This window comes from Streptomyces sp. LUP30 (assembly GCF_001746365.1).
Lineage (GTDB): Bacteria > Actinomycetota > Actinomycetes > Streptomycetales > Streptomycetaceae > Streptomyces.
This window is the reverse complement of record NZ_MJAJ01000015.1, coordinates 81,699-103,227: the sequence shown is the minus strand read 5'-3', so window position 1 is coordinate 103,227 and position 21,529 is coordinate 81,699. Positions and strand designations below refer to the sequence as shown.

Annotated in this window: 21 protein-coding genes; 11 read left to right on the top strand and 10 right to left on the bottom strand. The window is 73.5% G+C overall.

The window, feature by feature from the left end; all coding sequences use genetic code 11:
• Positions 1–55: 55 nt before the first annotated feature.
• Complete coding sequence (locus BG482_RS15135; RefSeq protein WP_069769536.1) at positions 56–787, bottom strand: VOC family protein; 732 nt, start codon at positions 785–787, stop codon at positions 56–58.
• Between the two features lie 134 nt (positions 788–921).
• Here BG482_RS15135 and BG482_RS15130 point away from each other — a divergent pair, with 134 nt between their 5' ends.
• Positions 922–1,557 (top strand): TetR family transcriptional regulator, encoded by a 636-nt coding sequence (locus BG482_RS15130; protein WP_069769535.1) that lies wholly within the window; start codon positions 922–924, stop codon positions 1,555–1,557.
• 99 nt (positions 1,558–1,656) lie between these two features.
• Here the strand turns inward: BG482_RS15130 and BG482_RS15125 are convergent, their stop codons facing one another.
• Positions 1,657–2,109, bottom strand: a complete 453-nt coding sequence (locus BG482_RS15125; protein ID WP_069769534.1) for an Lrp/AsnC family transcriptional regulator — start codon at positions 2,107–2,109, stop codon at positions 1,657–1,659.
• Positions 2,110–2,191: 82 nt separating this feature from the next.
• On the opposite strand from BG482_RS15125, the gene BG482_RS15120 reads away from it, so the two are divergent.
• Positions 2,192–2,833, top strand: a complete 642-nt coding sequence (locus BG482_RS15120) for a LysE family translocator (protein WP_069769533.1) — start codon at positions 2,192–2,194, stop codon at positions 2,831–2,833.
• 14 nt (positions 2,834–2,847) lie between these two features.
• On the opposite strand, the gene BG482_RS15115 is transcribed toward BG482_RS15120, so the two are convergent.
• The gene (locus tag BG482_RS15115) at positions 2,848–3,336 is read right to left on the bottom strand and encodes a nitroreductase family deazaflavin-dependent oxidoreductase (RefSeq protein ID WP_069769532.1); all 489 of its coding nucleotides are present in this window, start codon (positions 3,334–3,336) and stop codon (positions 2,848–2,850) included.
• On the bottom strand, positions 3,333–4,565 hold the full coding sequence (locus BG482_RS15110) for an acyl-CoA dehydrogenase family protein (RefSeq protein WP_069769531.1): 1,233 nt from the start codon (positions 4,563–4,565) through the stop codon (positions 3,333–3,335). The genes BG482_RS15115 and BG482_RS15110 overlap by 4 nt, the downstream gene beginning before the upstream one ends.
• Positions 4,566–4,644: 79 nt before the next feature.
• Here BG482_RS15110 and BG482_RS15105 point away from each other — a divergent pair, with 79 nt between their 5' ends.
• The 3 genes from BG482_RS15105 (at position 4,645) to BG482_RS15095 (ending at position 7,765) form a co-directional block, all read left to right on the top strand.
• A complete protein-coding gene (locus BG482_RS15105; protein ID WP_069769530.1) occupies positions 4,645–5,817 on the top strand; it encodes an acetyl-CoA acetyltransferase in 1,173 nt (390 codons plus the stop codon).
• Between the two features lie 271 nt (positions 5,818–6,088).
• On the top strand, positions 6,089–7,084 hold the full coding sequence (locus tag BG482_RS15100; protein WP_069769529.1) for an expansin EXLX1 family cellulose-binding protein: 996 nt from the start codon (positions 6,089–6,091) through the stop codon (positions 7,082–7,084).
• A gap of 15 nt (positions 7,085–7,099) precedes the next feature.
• Positions 7,100–7,765, top strand: coding sequence for a pyridoxal 5'-phosphate synthase (locus BG482_RS15095; protein ID WP_069769528.1), 666 nt, complete (start codon positions 7,100–7,102; stop codon positions 7,763–7,765).
• Positions 7,766–7,771: 6 nt separating this feature from the next.
• On the opposite strand, the gene BG482_RS15090 is transcribed toward BG482_RS15095, so the two are convergent.
• From BG482_RS15090 to BG482_RS15075, 4 genes are all read right to left on the bottom strand, one after another.
• Complete coding sequence (locus BG482_RS15090; RefSeq protein WP_069769527.1) at positions 7,772–8,668, bottom strand: GNAT family N-acetyltransferase; 897 nt, start codon at positions 8,666–8,668, stop codon at positions 7,772–7,774.
• A gap of 111 nt (positions 8,669–8,779) precedes the next feature.
• A complete protein-coding gene (locus BG482_RS15085) occupies positions 8,780–9,385 on the bottom strand; it encodes a GNAT family N-acetyltransferase (RefSeq protein WP_069769526.1) in 606 nt (201 codons plus the stop codon).
• Between the two features lie 4 nt (positions 9,386–9,389).
• The gene (locus BG482_RS15080) at positions 9,390–9,833 is read right to left on the bottom strand and encodes a Zn-ribbon domain-containing OB-fold protein (protein ID WP_069769525.1); all 444 of its coding nucleotides are present in this window, start codon (positions 9,831–9,833) and stop codon (positions 9,390–9,392) included.
• A complete protein-coding gene (locus tag BG482_RS15075; protein ID WP_069769524.1) occupies positions 9,833–10,279 on the bottom strand; it encodes a DoxX family protein in 447 nt (148 codons plus the stop codon). Before BG482_RS15075 ends, BG482_RS15080 begins: the two co-directional genes overlap by 1 nt.
• Positions 10,280–10,546: 267 nt before the next feature.
• Between BG482_RS15075 and BG482_RS15070 the strand changes: the two genes are divergently transcribed.
• The 5 genes from BG482_RS15070 to BG482_RS15050 all read left to right on the top strand — a co-directional run bounded on the left by BG482_RS15070 (position 10,547) and on the right by BG482_RS15050 (position 17,279).
• Complete coding sequence (locus BG482_RS15070) at positions 10,547–11,737, top strand: NAD(P)/FAD-dependent oxidoreductase (RefSeq protein WP_069769523.1); 1,191 nt, start codon at positions 10,547–10,549, stop codon at positions 11,735–11,737.
• A 204-nt stretch (positions 11,738–11,941) separates the two neighbouring features.
• On the top strand, positions 11,942–13,414 hold the full coding sequence (locus BG482_RS15065) for an FAD-dependent oxidoreductase (protein WP_107450576.1): 1,473 nt from the start codon (positions 11,942–11,944) through the stop codon (positions 13,412–13,414).
• A 129-nt stretch (positions 13,415–13,543) separates the two neighbouring features.
• Complete coding sequence (locus BG482_RS15060) at positions 13,544–15,769, top strand: acetate--CoA ligase family protein (protein WP_069769521.1); 2,226 nt, start codon at positions 13,544–13,546, stop codon at positions 15,767–15,769.
• A 49-nt stretch (positions 15,770–15,818) separates the two neighbouring features.
• Positions 15,819–16,616 carry an enoyl-CoA hydratase/isomerase family protein gene (locus tag BG482_RS15055; protein WP_069769520.1) on the top strand — a complete coding sequence of 266 codons (798 nt, stop codon included), beginning with the start codon at positions 15,819–15,821 and terminating at the stop codon, positions 16,614–16,616.
• Positions 16,617–16,700: 84 nt separating this feature from the next.
• Complete coding sequence (locus BG482_RS15050; protein WP_256096379.1) at positions 16,701–17,279, top strand: flavin reductase family protein; 579 nt, start codon at positions 16,701–16,703, stop codon at positions 17,277–17,279.
• Between the two features lie 30 nt (positions 17,280–17,309).
• Here BG482_RS15050 and BG482_RS15045 read toward each other — a convergent pair whose 3' ends face one another.
• Together BG482_RS15045 and BG482_RS15040 are read right to left on the bottom strand one after the other, a co-directional pair.
• A complete protein-coding gene (locus tag BG482_RS15045; protein ID WP_069769518.1) occupies positions 17,310–18,839 on the bottom strand; it encodes a multicopper oxidase family protein in 1,530 nt (509 codons plus the stop codon).
• A 149-nt stretch (positions 18,840–18,988) separates the two neighbouring features.
• Positions 18,989–20,314 carry an MFS transporter gene (locus BG482_RS15040; RefSeq protein ID WP_069769517.1) on the bottom strand — a complete coding sequence of 442 codons (1,326 nt, stop codon included), beginning with the start codon at positions 20,312–20,314 and terminating at the stop codon, positions 18,989–18,991.
• Between the two features lie 72 nt (positions 20,315–20,386).
• On the opposite strand from BG482_RS15040, the gene BG482_RS15035 reads away from it, so the two are divergent.
• On the top strand, positions 20,387–21,466 hold the full coding sequence (locus tag BG482_RS15035; RefSeq protein WP_069769516.1) for a GlxA family transcriptional regulator: 1,080 nt from the start codon (positions 20,387–20,389) through the stop codon (positions 21,464–21,466).
• Positions 21,467–21,529 lie beyond the last annotated feature (63 nt).

Genomic DNA, 21,529 nt, shown 5'->3' with positions numbered 1-21,529 from the left:
AAAAATCCTCACCTCGGGACGAACCCGCCGGTGAGAAGGCCCTCCAGCACCCCGTTCAGCGCTGCAGCAGCGCGAACGACGCCCCCTGATTGTCGGTGACGACGGCCACCGTGCCGTACGAGGCGGTGAACGGCCCCGCCTGCACCCGTCCGCCCAGCCGGCTCACCGCGCCCAGCGCCGCCTCGCAGTCCTCGGCGCCGAAGTGGACCAGGAAGTGCGGCGGCATCATCTCCGGGAAGACGTCGGACACCGGGGCGCGGCCGAAGTCGGGGGCCGCGCCGGGGCCGAAGAGCGCCTCGTGGAAGAGATGTCCGTAGAACGTGTTGGCGGCCTCGGTGTCCCGCGCGTAGAGCTCGGCCCAGGCGAACGCGCCGGGCCGGTGGCGGACACCGAATCCCTGGTGCCCGGCGGGCTGCCAGAGCCCGAAGACGGCGTACTCGGGGTCGGCGGCCAGGGCGGCGGTCCCGAGCCCGCCGACCGGCATCGGGGCCGTCACCACCTGGCCGCCGGCCGCCAGGATCCGCCGGGAGGTCGCCTCGGCGTCCGGGGTGGCGAAATACACCGTCCAGACGGTGGGCATGCGGCCGTCGGTCTTGTGGGCCAGCGCGGCCACGGGCTCGCCGTCCAGCCGGGCCCACACGGAGTCGCCGTAGCCCTCCGCCCGTTCCTCGAAGGACCACCCGAAGAGCTCACCGTAGAACCGCTTGCCCGCGTCCACGTCGGGGAGCTGCGCGTCCACCCAGCAGGGGACGCCCTCTGCGTACACCGATGCCCTGTTTTCGGCCATGGAGCCAAACTAACGGCGGTTCACGCAAGCCGCAGACCAGGCACAGCCGCCTCCGCACCCCTGTGCACCCCATTTGCAGTCGGCCGAATCGCGCTCCCATCACCCCTCGGTAAGCTGACGGCATGACAGGACAAGTGCGTACCGTCGACGGCCGCGTGGCCGGTCGGCGCGGGCAGGCGACGCGGCAGAAGCTGCTCGACTGCCTCAGCGAGATGCTCAGCTCCTCTCCCTACCGGGACGTCAAGGTCATCGATGTCGCCCGGAAGGCGGGCACTTCGCCCGCGACCTTCTACCAGTACTTCCCGGACGTCGAGGGCGCCGTCCTGGAGATCGCCGAACAAATGGCCGCGGAGGGAGCCGAGTTGACCGAGCTGGTCGCCGGCCGCTCCTGGGTCGGCAAGGCGGGCTGGCAGACCGCGCAGGAACTCGTGGACGGCTTCCTGGAGTTCTGGCGGAAGAACGACGCGATCCTGCGCGTGGTCGACCTGGGCGCGGCCGAAGGCGACAAACGCTTCTACAAACTCCGCATGAAGATCCTCAACTCGGTGAACAACTCCCTCTCGGACGCGGTCGCGGAGTTGCAGTCCAAGGGCAAGGTCGACAAGGACGTGAACCCGGCGGCGGTCGCCGGCGCGCTGGTCGCGATGCTCGCGGCCGTCGCCTCGCATCAGAAGGGCTTCCAGACGTGGGGCGTCAAGCAGGCTGAGCTCAAGCCGAACCTGGCGCTGCTGGTGCACCTGGGCATCACCGGGAAGAAGCCGACGAAGTAGCGGCGAAGCCTGCGAGGGCGCACCACTCTTACGATCAAGTCCTGTCTGCCAGGCGGCGGTTCACCGGTGCTTCGTCCGGTCGGGCCGCCGCCTGCCGCGCTATGCGGGCAGCGCCCGGTCCTTCACCACGTGCTTCATGACCAGCGTCGACGTCAGCCGCTGCACGCCCGGCAGGGTGGCGAGCCGCTCGTCGTACAGCCGCTGGAAGGCCGCGAGGTCGGCGGTGGCCACCCGCAGCAGGTAGTCGGGCTCCCCGAACAGACGCTGCGCGTCCAGCACGTGCTCCACCTCGCCCACCGCCCGCTCGAACTCGGCGACCGTGTCCCGGTCCTCCTGCCGCATGGAGACGAAGACCAGCGCCTCGAAGGTCAGGCCGACGGCGGCCGGCTCCACCATCGCGCGGTAGCCGCTGATCGCCCCGGACCGCTCCAGCTCCCGCAGCCGCCGGTGGCACGGCGAGACGCTCAGCCGCACCCGCGTGGCCAGCTCGGTCACCGTCAGCCGCCCGTCCTGCTGCAGCTCGGCAAGAATCTTCCGGTCGACGTCGTCCATGAGGCAGATCTTCCCTCATATCACCGTGTTCCATGAAAACATCGGGAACACTTTCGACCGCATCGCGCCTAATGTCCCCCTCATGGACTCGGGAACGCTGATTTCTTTCCTCGCCGTCGACCTGCTGCTGGTCTGCGTGCCGGGCGCCGACTGGGCGTACGTGATCTCGGCCGGGCTGCGCGGCCGCTCGGTCGGCGCCGCGGTGAGCGGCCTGGTGAGCGGCTACGCCCTGCACACCGCGCTGGCGACGGCGGGCCTGGCGGTCCTGGTCGCGGGCTCGCCCGCACTGCTCACCGGGCTGACGGCGGCGGGCGCGGCCTACCTGGTGTGGTTGGGGTGGGGAGTGCTGCGGCGGCCGGGAACACCGCAGGCCGGGGAGACGGTCCACCCGGACGGGACGAGCGGGGCGCGGGTGTTCCTGCGCGGGGCCACGATCAGCGGACTGAACCCCAAGGGCCTGCTGCTCTACCTCTCGGTGCTGCCGCAGTTCCTCACCACGGGGGACAGGGCGGGGGCCGCGGGCGGTCACCTCCCGGTCGCCGCCCAGACGGCCGTCCTCGGCCTGCTGCACATGGCGTGCTGCGCCGCCGTGTACGTGGCGGTGGGCGTCCTGGCCCGCAGGCTGCTGGGCGCCCGCCCGGCGGCGGCCCGCGCGGTGACCCGCACCTCGGGCGCGGCGATGCTGGGCATCGGGGCGTTTCTGCTGATCCAGCAGGCGTTCTAGAGCGTGCGGCGGGATCAGACGGGGCGATCGGGGACCCTCGGCGTGAGACGGAAGACCCGGATCTCGCGGTCCACCCGCGCCTGGTAGGTCGCGTACGGCGGCCAGAAGGCCAGCAGCCGCTCCCACACCGCCGCCCGCTCCTCTCCGGCCAGCAGCCGTGCGGTCACCGGGACGTCGGCGCCCTTCCAGCTGATCTCCGCGTCCGGGTGGGCGAGGAGGTTGGCGGTCCAGGCGGGGTGTCCGGTGCGGCCGAAGTTGGAGCCGACGAGGATCCAGCCCCGGCCGGCGGGCTCGGGCATGCACGCCAGCGGCGTCCGGCGCGGCGCGCCGCTCCTCGCACCGGTCGCGGTGAGGATCACCCCCGGCAGCATCTGGGCGCTGAGCAGCACCTTCCCCCGGGTGATCCGGTGGACGGCCCGGTCGAGCGCCGGGATCACATGAGGGGCGACCTTCGCGAAGGCACGCGTCGAGGACGCCTTCTGCACCAGCCAGACACCGATCACACCGTCACCTCCGTCCGTGTGAACAGAGCGGCCCGCTCGGCGGCGTGGGCGCGCAGCCGGTGCACCGGTCCGAACAGCAGCTCGTCGCCGGCGGCCCGCTTGAAGTACAGGTGCGCCTCGTGCTCCCAGGTGAAACCGATCCCGCCGTGCAGCTGGACGCCTTCGGAGGCGGCGAGGCGCAGCGCCTCCAGGGCCTGGGCGAGCGCGAGCCCGCCGACGTCCTGCGTGACGTCGTCCGTGGCGTCCTCCGTGACGTCCTTCGTGACGTCCTTCGTCCGGCCGGTCGCCCAAGCGGCGTAGTAGGCGGCGGACCGGGCCGCCTGGATCTGCACGTACACATCCGCCAGCCGGTGCTGCACCGCCTGGAACGAGCCGATCGGCCGCCCGAACTGCACCCGCTGCCCGAGGTACTCGACGGTCCGCTCCAACACCCGGCCTGCGGCCCCGACGGCCTCGCAGGCCAGGAACGCGGCGGCGAAGTCACCGGCGCCGGCCAGGGCGCGCGGGACGTCCGCCGCCTCGTCGCCCAGCAGTTCGGCCTCCACGTCGCGCAACTGGACGCGCGCCTGCGGTCTGGTCGCGTCGAGAGCGGTCTGCCGGGTCCGGACGACCCCGGCGGCGTCCCCCGCCACCAGGAACAGCAGGGTCCGCGACCGTACGAACCCGCCGGTGTGCGCGGCGACCAGCAGCAGCCCGGCGCTGTGTCCGTCGAGCACCTGCGCGGCCTCCCCGTACAGCCGCCAGCCGCCGTCGGCCGGCCGGGCCTGCACGCCCCCCGCGCGGCCCCCGCCGGCCCAGTCGCCACCGCCCGGACCGGTCAGGGCGAGGGCGGCGGCGAGGGCCGGTGCGGGCACGGCGAGGGCGGCGGTCAGGGCGCCGTCGGTGATCGGCGGGAGCAGCCGGGCGCGCTGGGCGTCGGAGCCGAGCGCGAGGACCAGGGGCGCGGAGAGGACGGAGGTCGCGAGCAGCGGGGTGGGGGCGAGGACCCGGCCGGTCTCCTCGGCGGCGAGCGCGAGGTCGGTGCGCGGGCAGCCGACGCCGCCGTAGCGCTCCGGGAGCGCGAGGCCGGGCAGCCCGAGCTGTTCGGCGAGGGCGGCCCACAGGGCGGGGTCGTGTCCGGCGGGGGTGTTGAGGGCGGCGCGCAGTTCCTCGGGGCCGCAGCGTTTGTGGAGCAGTTCCCGCAGTGTGCGGCGGATCTCGTCCTGTTCGGCGGTGAAGCCGGGGTCCATGGCCGCCCCTTCCTCCTGATCTGACGGTCCGTCATATTAGGAGCCCGGGAACGAGATGCACAGAGGAAGGTGGCCTCTCATGACAGCCGGGACCCGAAACGTGGCCGTCGTCGGCGTCGCACTCTCCGACTGCGGCCGGGTGGACGACGCGACCCCCTACGCCCTGCACGCCCAGGCGGCCCGCCGGGCGCTGGCGGACGCCGGACTGGGGCGGGAGACGGTGGACGGCTTCGGCTCCGCCGGCCTCGGCACGCTCGCCCCGGTCGAACTGGCCGACTATCTGGGCCTGCGCCCGACCTGGGTCGACTCCACCTCGGTGGGCGGCGCGACCTGGGAGGTCATGGCGGCGCACGCGGCCGACGCGATCGCCGCCGGGCACGCGAACGCCGTCCTGCTGGCGTACGGCTCGACGCCCCGCGCCGACATCAGGGCGGGCCGCCGCAGCGGCACCTTCGCCTTCGGCGCACGCGGCCCGCTCCAGTTCGAGGCCCCCTACGGCCACACCCTGATCGCCAAGTACGCGATGGCCGCCCGCCGCCACATGCACCGGCACGGCACGACGATCGAGCAGTTGGCGCAGGTCGCGGTGCAGGCGCGGGCGAACGCGGCGCTGAACCCCGAGGCGATGTTCCGCGACCCGATCACGGTCGACGACGTCCTGTCGGGCCCGATGATCGCCGACCCGTTCACGAAACTGCACTGCTGTCTGCGCTCGGACGGCGGGGCGGCGGTCCTGCTGGCGGCCGAGGAGTACGTACGCGACTGCCGCACGGCGCCGGTGTGGATCCTCGGGACCGGGGAGCACGTCTCGCACGCCTCGATGTCCGAGTGGGACGACTTCACGGTCTCCCCCGCGGCGACGAGCGGCCGTCTGGCCTTCGAACGGGCGGGACTGCGCCCGGACGAGATGGACTTCGCCGAGATCTACGACGCGTTCACGTACATGACGCTGGTGACCCTCGAAGACCTGGGCTTCTGCGCCAAGGGCGAGGGCGGACCGTTCGTGGAGAAGGGCCGGCTCCAGGTGACGGGAGGAGAGCTCCCCGTCAACACGGACGGAGGCGGACTGTCGGCTCAACACCCCGGGATGCGAGGCCTGTTCCTCCTGGTCGAAGCGGTACGGCAACTGAGGGGCGAAGCAGGAGCCCGGCAGGTACGGGGCCCCGCCGGAGGCCTCCCCCGCCACGCGGTGGCCTCAGCGACCGGCGGCTGGTTCTGCTCCTCGGGGACGGTGGTGCTGGGCCGCGGGTGAGGCTTTCGGAAGGGGCGCGGGTCGGCGCGAGTCGTGGCGGACGGGTGTGGCCTCGTCGGTCCCCGTGCCACCGGTGATCGTCATGACGGCGATCGTGCCGCGCCCGGGTGACCGCAGGAAGGCCGTGCGGCGGCCGTCGGCGGTCCCGCGGTGGACGGCAGAAGACGGACGGCAACCTTTCCGCGTCCGGCGCCCACTGGGAGTCGGCAGGTGCCGCTTCTGCGAAGCCATCTGTCGGACGTGCTCCACCGACTCGCGTAAGGATCCCTCCGTGGCAACCTCCTCGCACCGACGTTCCCGCCGCGCCGACCGGCGCACGGGCCGTCGCGTCCCCGTCGTCACCCTGGTGGCCGTGGCCGCCGTCACGCTCCTGGTGTCACTGGTCGTTGCCTTCCGTCCCGGCGGCGGGGGCGACGACGGGGCACGGGCGGTCGAGCCGGCGGCCGGGGCCGCGGCGAACGGGACGCCCACGGCGGACCCGGGGACGACGGCGTCCCCCTCCCCCTCCCCGTCGTCGTCGCCGTCGCCGAAGTCCTCGAAGGCCTCCGGCAGCCCGAGCCCGACCGGCGCGCGCCCGGCCACGCCGTCCGCGCGGCCCGCGGCCAGGCCCGCCGCGCCCGCCGCCCGCTCGGCGTCCGGGACGGCGTCGTCGTCCGGACGCATCCGCCCCGGAACCGCCTACACCGGCGTCGCCACCGCCTACGACATCGGCGACGGCAACGGCGCCTGCTCCTACGGCCCGACCTCCGACGTCATGACCGCGGCGATGAACACCGCCGACTACGCCACGTCCGAGGCGTGCGGGGCGTACGTGTCCGTGCGCGCGGCGAACGGGGCGTCCGTGACGGTCCGGATCACCAACGAGTGCCCGGCGCCCTGCGCGGTCGGCCAGATCGACCTCAGCCAGCAGGCCTTCGCCAAGCTCGCGCCGCTCGTGACGGGGCGGATCCCGATCACGTGGAGCCTGCTGAGCCCGGCCACGTCCGACACGATCTCGATCCGCTACAAGACCGGCTCGTCCCAGTACTGGTGCGGCATCCAGGCCATCGGCCACCGCAACCCGCTGGCCCGCCTGGAGGTCCGTACGAGTGCGGGCTGGACCCGGCTGGCGCGCACCGGCTACAACTACTTCCTCTCCGAGCACGGCGCCGGCTGCGGCAGCCCGATCAGGCTCACCGACATCTACGGTGAGCAGCTGACGGTCGAGGGGATCGCCGTCCGGGCGAACGTGGTGCAGCCGACCCGGGTCCAGTTCGCCCGGCACTGACCGGATACTCGGTGCATGGCCAAGGATCTGCATGAACTCCTGAGGACGCTGCGGGTGTGGGACCCGGAGGTGACGGAACTGCCGCCCTTCGACCCGGCGTCGGCGCCCGCCGAACCGCTGTCCCTCTTCACCGAGTGGTTCGCGCGGGCGGTCGCGGCGGGCGAGCGGGAGCCGCACACCACGACCCTCTCCACCGTCGGCGAGGACGGCCTGCCCGACGCCCGGATCGTGATGCTGCACGGCGCGGACGCGGACGGCTGGTCCTTCGCGTCCCACGCCACCAGCCGCAAGGGCCGCCAGCTCGCCGCCCGCCCCTACGCGGCGCTCACCTTCTACTGGCCCGTGCTCGGCCGTCAGGTCCGGGTGCGGGGTCCGGTCGCGTCCGCCCCCTCCGAGGAGGCGCAGGCCGACCTGCACGCCCGCTCGACCGGCGCTCTGGCCGCCGCGCTGACCGGCCGGCAGAGCGAGATCCTGGCCTCACCGGAAGAGCTGGCGAAAGCCTCGGAGGCGGCCTGGGAGCACGCCCGCCGGAACCCGACGGCGAAGTCCCCCACCTGGACCCTGTACCGACTGCGCCCGGACGAGGTGGAGTTCTTCCAGGGCGACGGCGCCCGCCGCCACACCCGTCTGAGCTACCACCGCTCGGGCGGCTCCTGGACCACCGACCTCCTGTGGCCCTGAGCCCTTTCAGGGCCGGTCGGCGGCACGCGGGTGCCCTGTGAACTCGTGCACCGCGAAGTCCGCCACCGGGCGGTAGCCGATCCGTTGGTAGAGGCCGTTGCTCGTCGGGTTCGACAGGTCGGTGAAGAGGAGGACCTCCGCCGCGCCCGAGGCACGTGCCGCACGGCTCACCTCGGCCGTGGCCGCGCCCGCGTAGCCACGGCCGCGCAGCTCGGCCGGGGTGTAGACGGGCGCGACCCTGATCTGGCCGGCCACCTCCGGGGTGGCGCCGGCCATCGCGACGGGGGCGCCGTCGGGCGTCTCCCACAGGGTGATCCCGCCGTAGGCGATACGGGAGTCGGCCCAGGCTCCGCCGTCCTGGACGGGGTGCGCGCCGACCTGGGCCGAGAACTCCCCGTACCAGCGGACGAGCAGGTCCCGATCGACCGCGGATGCCACCCGCGCGCGGCCCGCGGGGGCGGGCTCCGGCGGTGTCAACTCCGCCAGCCGGTAGAGGCGTTGCCGTACCGTCACGCGGGACTCGGAGCCCGTCCGCCGTTGCCACGCCCGGGCGAACGCGGCCGCGGTGTCGCGGTCGGCGGAGACGCCGGGGAACCGGTGGCCGGCGGCGGCCAGTGTCGCGGCGAGGGCGTCGGCCTCCTCCTCCGTCAGGGACGTGAGGTAGATCCCGTGCGGAGGCGTGCGGAAGAACACCCCGCGAACCCCGCCGCCCGACCCGGGCCCGTCCAGTACGCCGAAGACGGGGTCCTCCTCGCCGTACACGTGCGGTCCCCTGCGCCGCAGGCTGTCGACGACGGTCAACGGGACCGTGTGCAGGGCCGGCCGGGAGGCCAGGAACTCCCCGGCGCGGTCCAGGAACGCGTCGAGGTCATGGGTGAGGTGCCAGTTGCCGGGGCCGTCCACACCGTGTGGGCTGCCGGGGCCGCGAGGGCTGTCAGGGCTGTCAGGGCTGTCAGGGCGCATGCCCCATCGTCGCCTGCGGGGTGCGTGCACCGCCTGCCGATTACCGTGCCCTCACGGGAACTCCGGCTCCGGGTCCGTCGCCAGGCGGGCGTGCAGATGGACGTCGCGGAAGGCGTCCCGGCGGTCCGACTCCCACATCGCCCCGCGCAGGGTCCCCTCGTAGCGGAACCCGCAGCGCTCGGCGATCCGGCAGGAGGCGCCGTGACCGAGCGCGTGACCCAACTCCAGGCGGTGCAGGCCGACTTCGGCGAACGTCCAGCGCGCCGCGAGCAGCAGGGCGCCGGTGGCGACGTGCCGGCCGCGCGCCTCCGGCAGGACCCAGTAGCCGACCCGGGCGAAGCTCAGCACACGGTCGATCATGTTGACGGAGATCTGCCCGAGGATCGCGCCGTCCGCCGTGTCCGTGACGCAGAACGGCAGGGCGTGCCCGGCGGCGGCGTCCGCGTTCTTGCTCTTCAGGGAGGCCCGGGCGTCGGCGGTGTCGGCGATCGTCCGCAGCGGCGTGTTCCAGCGCCTGAACTCCGGGTCGAGGTGCCCGCGCAGCCATGCCTCCACGTCGGCCGCGGACCCGGGGTCCCAGGCGCGGAGCCTGAGGCCGTGGCCGTCGAGCACGGGAATCGTGTGGGGTGCGGAGAAGGGCTCACGGATATCGGTCATCCGATCATTGAACACCCGTCCGGGCGGGCGGGGTCGGGGCGGCGAGCGGGGCCGGGTCGGCGGCCACCGCACGGAACACCGGGACCCCGTCCCGGAAGGCGACCGTCAGCGCCATGTCCATGCGCGGCTCGGCCTCCCCCACCAGCTCGGTCGACATCCGCGGCCCCTCGGCCAGGTCGACCACGGCCGCGACGTAGGGGGTGCGCTCCCCGAAGGGCGGCAGGTCGTTGCGGTGGACGACGGACCACGTGTAGAGGGTGGCCAGGCCGCTCGCGTCCTCCCAGACCACGTCCTCACTCCAGCAGTGCGGGCAGAACTCGCGGGGGTAGTGGTGGGCCCGCGCGCAGGCTCCGCAGCGCCGGATCAGCAGCCGGCCCTCGGCGGCGGCGTCCCAGTAGGTGCGGGTGAAGGCGTCGGCCTCCGGGACGTCGTACCGGGCGCCGCCCATCAGAACCACCCCAGGGCGCTGTCCAGGGACCACGTCTGCCAGGCCATCCCGCCCAGCGCCACCGCCGAGATCAGCGCCATCATCGAGTTCTGTCCCTGCTCGGCCCAGTCGTGGATCATGAGGACCAGGTAGAGGAGGTTGAGGAGCAGGCCGCCGGCCAGTGCGATCGGGGTGAGGAAGCCGGTGATCAGCCCGAGTCCGAGCGCCAGTTCCGCGTACACCACCACGTAGGACATGGCGCGGGGGCGCGGCTGCACCACGACGGCGAAACCGGAACGGACCGTGTTCCACCGGTGCTTCGCCGCGACGTCCGCCGCCCAGGCGATGCCGGCCCCCTCGGACCAGGCCTTCTTGTCCTTGTGCCGCCAGCTCTCCAGCCACCACAGGCCGAGTCCGATCCGCAGCACCGCCAGCCACTCGGCCCCGTCGAGCCAGATCGCATCCATGAATCTGACGGTACGTCAGTTCAGGGGTTCCCGGAACCCCGCGCGTCCCCGGTGGGCGGCCCCCGCCCGCCCGCCGCAGCCCGTTCGCCCGGGCCCCCTCTCCCCCTCCCGGCCGTCACCTGTCGACCCCACCCCTCACACGTCCCCCATGACGAAGTGGCCTACGTCACCGGTTCCGCCCGCCTCTCCCCCACACGTGATCGATCCGCAACCAATTCCGGTCTTGACCGAGACCCATCAACGGCATGCGTGATTACGCTCGCGCTCATGGAAGACTCCGCACGGCGCCCGGCCGCCCAGGCGATCACCACCGCGAACCCGGCCGACCCGCCCGTCTATGTGATCGGCGGCGGTCCCGGCGGCCTCGCCACCGCGTACGCACTGCGTGCCCAGGGCATACGCGCGGTCGTCGTGGAGCGGGCCGACGCGGTCGGGGCGTCCTGGCGGCGGCACTACGACCGGCTGCACCTGCACACCACCCGGCGGCTGTCCGCCCTGCCGGGGCTGAAGATGCCGCGCCGGTTCGGGCGCTGGGCGGCCCGCGACGACGTGGTGCGGTACCTGGAGAAGTACGCCGAGGTCCACGAGCTGGAGATCGTCACCGGCGTCGAGGTCTCCCGCGTCGAGCGCGCCGCCGACGGCGCCGGGTGGCTGCTGCGCGCCACGGGCGGCCGGGAGCTGGTCGGCTCGGCGGTCGTCGTCGCCACCGGCTACAACCACACCCCGTACCTGCCGGACTGGCCGGGCCGCGAGGAGTTCGCCGGTGAGCTGACCCACGCCGGGGCCTACCGCGACGGCGCGCCCTACGCCGGGCGGGACGTCCTCGTCGTGGGCGTCGGCAACACCGGCGCGGAGATCGCCGTCGACCTGGCGGAGCACGGGGCCGGGCGGGTGCGGCTCGCGGTGCGCACCGTGCCGCACATCGTGCGCCGCTCGACCGCCGGCTGGGCCGCCCAGTACAGCGGCATCCTGGTGCGCCGCCTGCCCGTCGCCCTCGTCGACCGGATCTGCCGGGTGATGGCCAGGGCGAGCATCCCCGACCTGTCCGCACATGGACTGCCGCGCCCCGACACCGGTCTCTACACCCGGGCCCGACAGGGTGCGATCCCGGTGCAGGACGTCGGTCTGATCGACGCCGTGCGCAAGGGCCGGGTGGAGGTCGTGGCCGCCGTGGAGGGCTTCGAGGACGGCGGCAAGGTCGTGCTCGCCGACGGGTCCCGGATCTCCCCGGACGCGGTCGTCGCGGCCACCGGATACGTCCGCGCCCTGGAGGGCCTGGTCGGCCACCTCGGCGTGCTCGACGAACGGGGCAGACCTGTCGCCCACGGCGCCCGCACCGCGAAGGAGGCCCCCGGCCTCTACTTCACCGGCTTCACCACCCCCATCAGCGGCACGCTCCGCGAGCTGTCGATCGACGCGGAGAAGATAGCGAAGGCCGTCCGCCGAGCCCGACGGTGACCCTGGGCGGCCCACACCCGTAACTGTCGGTAACTTCCTTGATTCCGCTGCCCGTTACATCTGTGCCAGATGTGCCGGGAGCGTTGTCGTGCGCCCGTGCGCGGAGCCAGAATGTGAGCCCTGTTCACCTTTTCGGCTCCACCTCTCGCTCCCGAAGCCCGACGGAGGACGCACGTGGCAAGTGAAAGACAGCCCACCCCCAGGATGTCCCGCCGCTCCCTGCTCGGCCGCACGGCCGCGGTGGCCGCCGGCGCGACCGCGCTCGGCGCGACCGCCGCGGGTCAGGCCGCCGCGGCCACCCGGGAGGTGGACGTCGCGATCGTCGGCGCCGGCCTCGCCGGTCTCACCGCGGCACGCGACCTGGTCGCCGCCGGCCGCACGGTCGCCGTCCTGGAGGCCCGCGGCCGGGTGGGCGGCCGGGTCGTCAACCTGCCCCTGGCGGGCGGCGGGGTCACCGAGGGCGGCGGCGAGTTCATCGGCCCCACCCAGGACCGCATCAAGGCGCTCGCCGACTCCCTGGGCGTCGCCACCTTCCCCACCTACAACACCGGCAAGAACCTGCTCTACAAGGACGGCAAGAAGACCCCGTACGCCACCGACGGCCTGCTCGGCTCGGTCCCGCCGGTCGACGCCGCCGGCCTCGCCAACGCGGCGGTCGTCCAGGCCTCGCTGGACGACATGGCCAAGACGGTCCCGGTCGACGCGCCCTGGACCGCCGCGAAGGCCGAGGAGTGGGACCGGCAGACCTTCGAGACCTGGTTGCGCGCCAACGCCGTGATCCCGTCCGCCAAGTTCCTCCTGGACGTGGCCTGCACCTCGATCTTCTCGGCCGAGCCGCGCGAACTCTCGCTGCTCTTCGTGCTCTTCTACATCGCCGCGGCCGGCAACGACTCGACGCCCGGCACCCTGGAACGCCTCACCGAGACCGCGGGAGGTGCGCAGGAGCAGCGCTTCGTCGGCGGATCCCAGCAGGTGCCGATCAAGCTCGCCGCCACCCTCGGCGACCGGGTGGTGCTGAACGCCCCGGTGCGCACGATCGCCCGCTCCGGCGCGAAGTACGTCGTGACGGCCGACGGCGTCACCGTCACCGCCAAGCGGGTCGTGGTCGCCGTGCCCCCGCCGCTCGCGGCCCGCATCTCGTACGACCCGCTGCTGCCCGCCGCCCGCGACCAGCTCACCCAGCGCCTGCCGATGGCATCCGTCGGCAAGGCCGTCGCGATCTACGACACCCCTTTCTGGCGGGCCGACGGCCTCAACGGGCAGGTCGTCAGCGACACCGGCGTGGTCAGCTCCACCTTCGACAACTCCCCGCCGGACGGCTCCTACGGCGCGCTGATGGGCTTCATCGAGGCCGACGAGGCGCGGGCGTACGACGCGGCGAGCGAGGCGGAGGTCAGGGCGGCCGTGCTCAAGGACTACGTGACGTACTTCGGCCCGAAAGCGGCCTCCCCCACGTCCTTCGTCCTGCAACGCTGGAACAACGAGGCCTACACCCGCGGCGGCCCGGTCTCCATCGCCGCGCCCGGCGTCCTGACCCGGTACGGCCCGGCGCTGCGCGAGCCCGTCGGCGGGATCCACTGGGCCGGGACGGAGACCTCCGTCCACTGGATGGGCTTCATGGACGGGGCGGTGCGCTCGGGCGAGCGGGTGGCGGCGGAGGTGCTGGCCGCGTTGTAGGCGGCGGGCCCGGGTCCGCTCCTTTCTGTGTGCACGACCATTCCTGACGGACCGTCAGCTATGTAACCTGACAGAGCGTCAGTTACTCCACGGTCACTCACGGCAGTCACACAGGGAGCGGGCGGACCGATGCTTGGATCAACCCACGGCACCCTCACCACCGGCTCCCGCCGGGCCCGGGTCATCGCGTGCGGCGAAGAGCCCGGGCCGGCCGTGCACGGCCGGCCGGCCCAGGCGGACGACCTCGACGTCAGCGGCCGCCCGCTGTACGCGGACGTCCCCGATCTGGACCGGTTCTTCCGGCCCGGGTCCGTCGCGGTCGTCGGCGCCTCGGACGCCGAGGGGCGCCCGAACACCGGCGTCACCCGACAGCTGGTGAGCTGGGCGGAGCGGGTGGGGGCGCGGCTGCATCCCGTGCACCCCACCCGCGCGAGCGTGTTCGGCCTGCCCTGCGCCGCGTCCGTCGCCGACCTGCCCGAGCAGGTCGACCTGGCGGTGCTGCTGGTTTCCGACCCACTGCCGGTGATCGAGCAGCTGGCCGAGACGAAGGTGAAGTTCGCGGTCGTCTTCGCCTCCGGTTTCGCGGAGACCGGCGAGCAGGGCGCGGCCGCGCAGGAGCGTCTGGCGGCGGCGGTGGAACGTTCCGGCATACGACTGCTCGGCCCGAACACCAACCTCAACGCCTTCGAGCGGTTCCGCGACGACCTCACCGGACCGGCGATCGCGCTGATCACCCAGTCCGGTCACCAGGGCCGCCCGGTCTTCGCCCTGCAGGAGCTCGGCGTGCGCCTCTCGCACTGGGCGCCGACCGGCAACGAGGCCGACCTGGAGACCGCGGACTTCCTCTCCTACTTCGCCGAGCGCCCGGAGGTCGGTGCGATCGCCTGCTACGTCGAGGGCCTCAAGGACGGCCGGTCCTTCCTGCTGGCCGCCGACCGGGCCGCCCGGCGCGGCGTGCCGGTGGTCGCGGTCAAGGTGGGCCGTACCGAGGCCGGCGCCCGCACCGCCGCCTCCCACACCGGCAAGCTGACCGGTGCGGACGAGGTCGTCGACGCGGCGATGCGGCAGTACGGCGTGATCCGCGTCGACGGCCTGGACGAACTCCAGGACACCGCCACCCTGTTGGCGCGGGCGCGGCCGCCGCGGGCCACCGGCGTGGTGATCTACTCCATCTCGGGCGGCACCGGCGCCCACGCGGCCGACCTGGCCACGGCGGCGGGCCTGGACCTGCCGGCCCTGTCGAGCGCGAAACAGGCCGAACTGCACCAGTGGATCCCCGACTACCTGAACGTGGCCAACCCGGTCGACAACGGCGGCCACCCGGTGGGCGACTGGCGCGGCCGGAAGATCATCGACGCGATTCTCGACGACCCGGCGGTGGGCGTCCTGATCTGTCCCGTCACCGGGCCCTTCCCTCCGCTCAGCGACCGGCTGGTGCAGGACCTGGTGGACGCGGCGGAACGGACGGACAAGCTGGTGTGCGTGGTCTGGGGCTCCCCGGTGGGCACGGAACCCGCCTACCGCGAGGTGCTGCTGGGCTCCTCCCGGGTGGCCACCTTCCGCACCCTGACCAACTGCATCTCGGCCGTCCGGGCCCATCTCGACCACCACCGTTTCGTGACCGGTTACCGCTCCCCCTTCGACCAGGCCCCGCGCACCCCGTCCCCGTCCTACCGCAAGGCTCAGCTTCTGATGCGGCCGGGACAGCAGCTGAGCGAGCACGCGGCCAAGCAACTGCTGCGGGCGTACGGCATCCGCGTCCCGCGCGAACAGCTGGTGACCAGCGCAGCGGCGGCCGTGCGGGCGGCGGGGCTGGTCGGCTACCCGGTGGTGATGAAGGCGTCCGGCGCGCAGATCGCCCACAAGACCGAACTGGGGCTGGTCAAGATCGGCCTGACCTCGGCGAGCCAGGTCCGCGACGCCTACCGCGAGCTGACCGACATCGCCCGCTACGAGGACGTCGCGCTGGACGGCGTCCTGGTGTGCCAGATGGTCGAGCGGGGCGTGGAGATGGTGGTGGGCGTCACCCACGACGACCTGTTCGGGCCCACGGTCACGGTCGGGCTGGGCGGGGTCCTGGTGGAGGTCCTGCGGGACGCCGCCGTGCGCGTCCCGCCCTTCGGCGAGGACCAGGCCCGCGACATGCTGGCCGAACTGCGCGGCAGGGCCCTGCTGGACGGGGTCCGAGGCCGCCCCCCGGCCGACGTCGACGCGCTCGTCGAGGTCGTCCTGCGGGTGCAGCGCATGGCCCTGGAGCTCGGCGACGACCTGGCCGAGCTCGACGTCAACCCGCTGGTGGTCCTGCCCCGGGGTCAGGGCGCGGTGGCCCTGGACGCACTGGCCGTGTGCCGGTGAGGGCCGCTCACCCGGTGCGGGCCGCCCGCCGCGACCGGAGGAACGGAACATGAGCGTGCCCGAGCCGTCGATACGTCACCGGACCGACCGCCACGTCACCCATCTGACCCTCGACCGGCCCGAGGCCCTCAACGCCCTCACCCCCGACGGGCGCGACCGCCTGATCGCGCTCCTCGGCGAGGCCTCGGCGGACCCGGGCGTGCGGGCGGTGATCCTGACCGGCGCCGGCCGCGGCTTCTGCGCGGGGGCGGATCTGCGCGGCGGAGCGGCGCGCGGCGAGCGGGTCGCCGGGGACGTCGCCCGCACCCTACGCCTCGGCGCCCAGCGCCTGGTCGCCGCCGTCCTCGACTGCGAGAAGCCGGTGATCGCCGCGGTGAACGGCACGGCGGCCGGCCTGGGCGCGCACCTCGCGCTCGCCTGCGACCTGGTCCTGGCGGCCGAATCGGCGCGCTTCATCGAGGTGTTCGTCCGCCGCGGCCTGGTCCCCGACGGCGGCGGCGCGTACCTGCTGCCCCGCCTGGTCGGCCCGCAGCGCGCCAAGGAGCTGATGTTCTTCGGCGACGCGCTCACCGCGCCGGACGCCGAGCGGCTGGGCCTGGTCAACCGGGTCCTCCCGGACGGGGAGTTGGACAAGACGGCCCGCGACTGGGCGACCCGCCTGGCCGCCGGCCCCACCCGCGCCCTCGCCCTCACCAAGCAACTCGTCAACGCCTCCCTGGAGTCGGACCGCGCCACGGCCTTCGCCGCCGAGGCGGCCGCCCAGGAGATCAACATGACGACGAGGGACGCCCAGGAAGGCGTGGCGAGCTTCGTGGAGCGACGCGCGACGGACTTCAGGGGGCGGTGACGATCGGCGGGCCGTGCGCCCGGACCGGTCCGTGCGCCCGCACCCCTTCCCATCTGACGTATCGTCAGCTTCACTGAGGACATGATGGGACATGCGGGAATGGCGGCCGCCGCCGTCCGTTATCTCAGGGCGGGCCCGGTCGAGCCGCTGCCGCGCCCCGCACTGCGCTGCGTGCGCGAGGACGAGCGCGCACCCGTCGATCCGGCCGAGTTCCGGCGGGTGCTCGGGAGCTTCGCCTCCGGGGTGACCGTGGTCACGGCACCCACGCCGGACGGCCCCGCGGGCTTCGCCTGCCAGTCCTTCTCCTCACTCTCCCTCGATCCGCCCCTGGTCGCCTTCATGGTCGGCCGCACCTCGACGACCTGGCCGCGCATCGCCCGCGCCGGCGTCTTCTGCGTCAATGTGCTCAGCGCGCGGCAGGGGGCGCTGTGCCGTGCCTTCGCGGCGAGCGGCACGGACAAGTTCGCGGGCGTCGACCACGACCCGGCCCCGGTCTCGGGCGCCCCACGCCTCGCCGGCGCGCTCGCGTGGATCGACTGCGCGATCCACGCCGTCCACACCGGCGGCGACCACCTGGTCGTCGTGGGCCGGGTGACCGCCCTGGGAACGGGCGAGGGCGCGGACGAACCGCCCCTGCTCTTCCACAGGGGCCGGTTCCTGTGACCTACGGGTGAAACCGGCGCCGGCCCCCGGTCACTTCACGTAGTCGACGATCTGCATCATGCCTTCGTCGCCGTGCTGGAGCTGGTGGCAGTGCAGCATCGAGCGGCCGGTGAAGTCCTCGGCGCGCAGCCGGAAGGTGACCGAGCCGTTCGGCGGGACGGAGACGGTGTCGTGCCACATCGGCGTGGCCAGCCGGCGGTTGTCCACGGCCGTCAGGAGGAAGTGGTTGGTGTGCAGGTGGAAGGGGTGATGGCTGTGGGCGCGGGAGTCGTTGACGACCGTCCACTCCTCGACCTCGCCGAGCCGCACCCGCTGGTTGACGTGGCTGGGCGAGTAGCGGCCCCAGGCGGCGTCCGTGCGGCCGCCCTGGGTGGTGGCGGGCGGGGTCTCGCCGTCGCCCAGGATGCGGTAGGCGTTGGGGAACGCGCCGGAGAAGACGTTTTCGTAGCTGCGGAAGGTCAGCGTCCGGGTGCGGGTCGGCTCGGGCAGCTCGGGGGGCCGGCCGGGCAGCCGGGCCGGCAGCGACATCGTCCGGGCGGCGCCGGTGACGACGAGCGTGAGCAGGGGGTGGGAGGGGCCGCCGCCGGTCAGCTGGTAGGTGCCCGGCTTGCCGCCGCGGACCAGTACGTCGACCCGTCCGCCCATGGGCAGCGTCAGTCCGGTGGTCGCGACGGGTTCCATGAAGGTGACGCCGTCACAGGCGATCTGGTGCATCTCCTGCCCGGCCAGGCTCAGGAACTGCGCCGTGAGCGCGCCGGCGTTGACGATCCGCCAGCGCTGGATCTCGCCCGGGGCGATGGTCAGCACGGGGTTCTTCACGCCGTTGACCAGGAACGTCGAGGCAATGGCGTCGTAGACGCCGCTCGAGGTCAGCTCCGGCACCCGTCCGCCGGACACCTTGAGTTCGCTGATGCAGACGACCACCTCCCGGGCGGCGGCGATCTCGGGCACCTCGTCGACGTCCCCGTCGACGACGAGGACGCCCGCCATGCCGCCCAGCACCTGGGTCGCGGTGGATCCGTGGTGGTGGGGGTGGTACCAGAACGTGCCGGCCGGGTGACCGGCGGGCACGTCGATGCGGCTGCGGTGGGTGGTGGTCGCTCCCGGGGCGGCGGCGGGCTCGAAGACGCGGAAGACGTTGTCCGACTCGCCCGCCGGGTCCACGTGCATGCCGTGGGCGTGCAGGTTGAAGCTGTTGAAGTGGTGCGGGACGTTCATCTCCTGGTGCGCCCCGCCGCCGTTCGCCGGCAGCGCGTTGATCTGCGTGATCTCCAGGGAGTCCCCGGGGTGCACGCGCAGCGTCGGCCCCGGGACGGTGCCCTCGTAGGTGCGGGTGGACACCCGGCCGACTCCGGGGATGTCCAGGTCGGTGAAGCGGACGGTCAGCTCGGTCTTCAGCCGTCCCGTGGCGGGCGACGAGCTGCGCGTCTCTGGCTCGGGGAAGGGCGGATCGGCCGCCTGCCCCGCCGCGGCGGGCGGACTCGCCGCCCCCGCGGCCACGACCGCGCCGGCGGCGAGAGGCAGGCTTTTCAGTACGCCACGACGGGACAGGGCTGTCATGAGGCGCCTCCACAGGCAGTGAACGGCAGAGCAACTCGGAGAGCCTCACATTACGGAAGGTAGTCGTCCAGTACGTGGAGTAGTCACCGGCGGGTTGCGCGACCCGGCCCCGTTCACGCCGCCGTCGCGGGCCGGCCTCCTGCCCCCCGTCAGGCCGCGACCGGCGCCGGAGACGCCGCCGGGACCACGGGCCTGCGCCGGATCACCAGCGCCATCAACGCGGCGGCCGCGCACAGTCCCCCCGAGCCGTACCAGACCACGTCGTACGAGCCGAACGCGTCGCGGGCCACGCCGCCGAGGAAGGCCACCAGCGCCGCGCCCACCTGGTGCGAGGCCAGGACCCAGCCGAAGACGATGGCGCTGTCGTCGCCGTAGTGCTCGCGGCACAGGGCGAGGGTGGGCGGGACGGTGGCCACCCAGTCCAGGCCGTAGAAGACGATGAAGAAGATCATCGGCGGGTGCACCGAGGGCGCCAGCAGCATGGGCAGGAACAGCAGCGAGACACCGCGCAGCGCGTAGTACACCGCCAGCAGCCGGCGCGCCTCGAAGCGGTCGGTGAACCAGCCGGAGGCGATGGTGCCGACCACGTCGAACACCCCGATGACGGCGAGCAGCGAGGCCGCCGCCGTGACCGGCATGCCGTGGTCGTGGGCGGCCGGCACGAAGTGGGTCTGCACCAGGCCGTTCGTCGAGGCGCCGCAGATCGCGAAGGTGCCGGCCAGCAGCCAGAAGGGACCCGTGCGCACCGCCGAGGCCAGGACCCGCAGGGTGCGCCGCGCCGCGCCCCGCACCGGCGCGGGCTTGGGCACGAACTCCCGTGCGCCGTAGGGCTTCTGGCCGACGTCGGCCGGATGGTCCCGCAGCAGCAGCCAGACGAAGGGGACGACCGCGAGCGCGGCCAGCGCGACCGTCACCGCGGCCGGACGCCAGTCGTGGCGCGTGACCATCCACGACAGCAGCGGCAGGAAGATCAGCTGGCCGGAGGCGGAGGCCGCGGTGAGGACGCCGCTGACCAGGCCCCGCCGCTCGGTGAACCACCGGTTGGTGACCGTCGCGGCGAACGCGAGCGCCATCGAGCCCGAGCCGAGGCCCACCAGCAGGCCCCAGTACAGCATCAGCTGCCAGGCGGCCGTCATCCACACCGTCAGGATCGAGCCGACGGAGATCACCGTCAGCGCGGCGGCGACCACCCGGCGGATGCCGAAGCGGTCCATCAGCGCCGCCGCGAACGGGGCGGTCAGGCCGTACAGCGCCAGATTGACCGAGACGGCCGCGCCGATCGTGCCGCGCGACCAGCCGAACTCGTCGTGCAGCGGGTCGATCAGCAGTCCGGGGAGCGAGCGGAAGGCCGCAGCTCCGATGATCGTGACGAAGGTGACGGCGGCGACGAACCAGGCCCGGTGGACGCGGATGCGGGGCGGTCCGTCCTGCTTCGGTCGCCCTGCCGCTGCGGGCGTTTCGGTTGTCTGGGTCACGTCACCGAGCTTCGGGCACCGGCCCCCCGCGGAACGAGTGGCCCGAAAGACAGCATTCGCTAGGATCGGGCCATGCCTCTCGATGAGCGCCCCTTCCGCCCCCACCGTGTCGTCGTCCTCGCCCTCGACGGTCTGCTCCCCTTCGAGCTGGGCATCCCGCACCGCATCTTCGGCCGTCCCAGGGACGGCGGGGGCCGGCAGCTGTACGAGGTCGTCACCTGCTCCGTCCGGCCGCCGGGTCCCGTCGAGACGGACGCCGACTTCGCCGTCGACGTCGCACACGGCCCCGAGGCCCTGGCCACCGCCGACACGGTGATCGTCCCGGCCTCCTACGAGCTCGGCCCGGTCTTCGAGCGGGGCGTCCTGACCGACGAGCTCGCCGCGGCCCTCGCCCGGATCCGGCCCGGCACCCGCCTCGCCTCCATCTGCACCGGCGTGTACGTCCTGGCCGCCGCCGGTTTCCTCGACGGCCGGCCCGCCACCACGCACTGGGCCGACGCCGAGCGCCTCCAGCGGCTCTTCCCGCGGATCGACGTCGATCCGGACGTGCTGTTCATCGACGACGGCGACGTGCTCACCTCGGCCGGCGTCGCCGCCGGGATCGACCTGTGCCTGCACATGGTGCGCCGCGACCACGGCACCGCCGTCGCCAACGACGTCGCCCGTCGCACCGTGGTGCCCCCGCACCGCGACGGCGGCCAGGCCCAGTACATCGAGCGTCCGGTGCCCGACCCGCAGCAGGCGACCACGACCGCCGCCCGCGCCTGGGCGCTGGGCCGCCTGCACGAGCCGATCCAGCTGCGCGACATGGCGGAGCAGGAGGCCATGTCGGTGCGGACGTTCACCCGCCGCTTCCGCGAGGAGGCCGGGATCAGCCCGGGTCAGTGGCTCACCCAGCAGCGCGTCGAACGGGCCCGGCACCTGCTGGAGTCCAGCGACCTGTCCGTGGACCGGATCGCGCGGAGCGCCGGTTTCGGCACCGCCCAGTCGATGCGCCAGCACCTACAGGCTGCTCTCGGCGTCACCCCCACCGCGTATCGCCGCACCTTCCGGACCGGCGGCGGGGGCGCCGGAAGCGAGGGAAGCGGTGGAAGCGGCCGCGTGGACGGCGTCGGGCGCGACGGCCATGGCCCGGTCGGCGCCCTGGCGTGACCTCCCGGTCGCCCGGACCTCGCCCCACCAGCCGACCGCGGTGAGCACCAGGGTCAGCCCCAC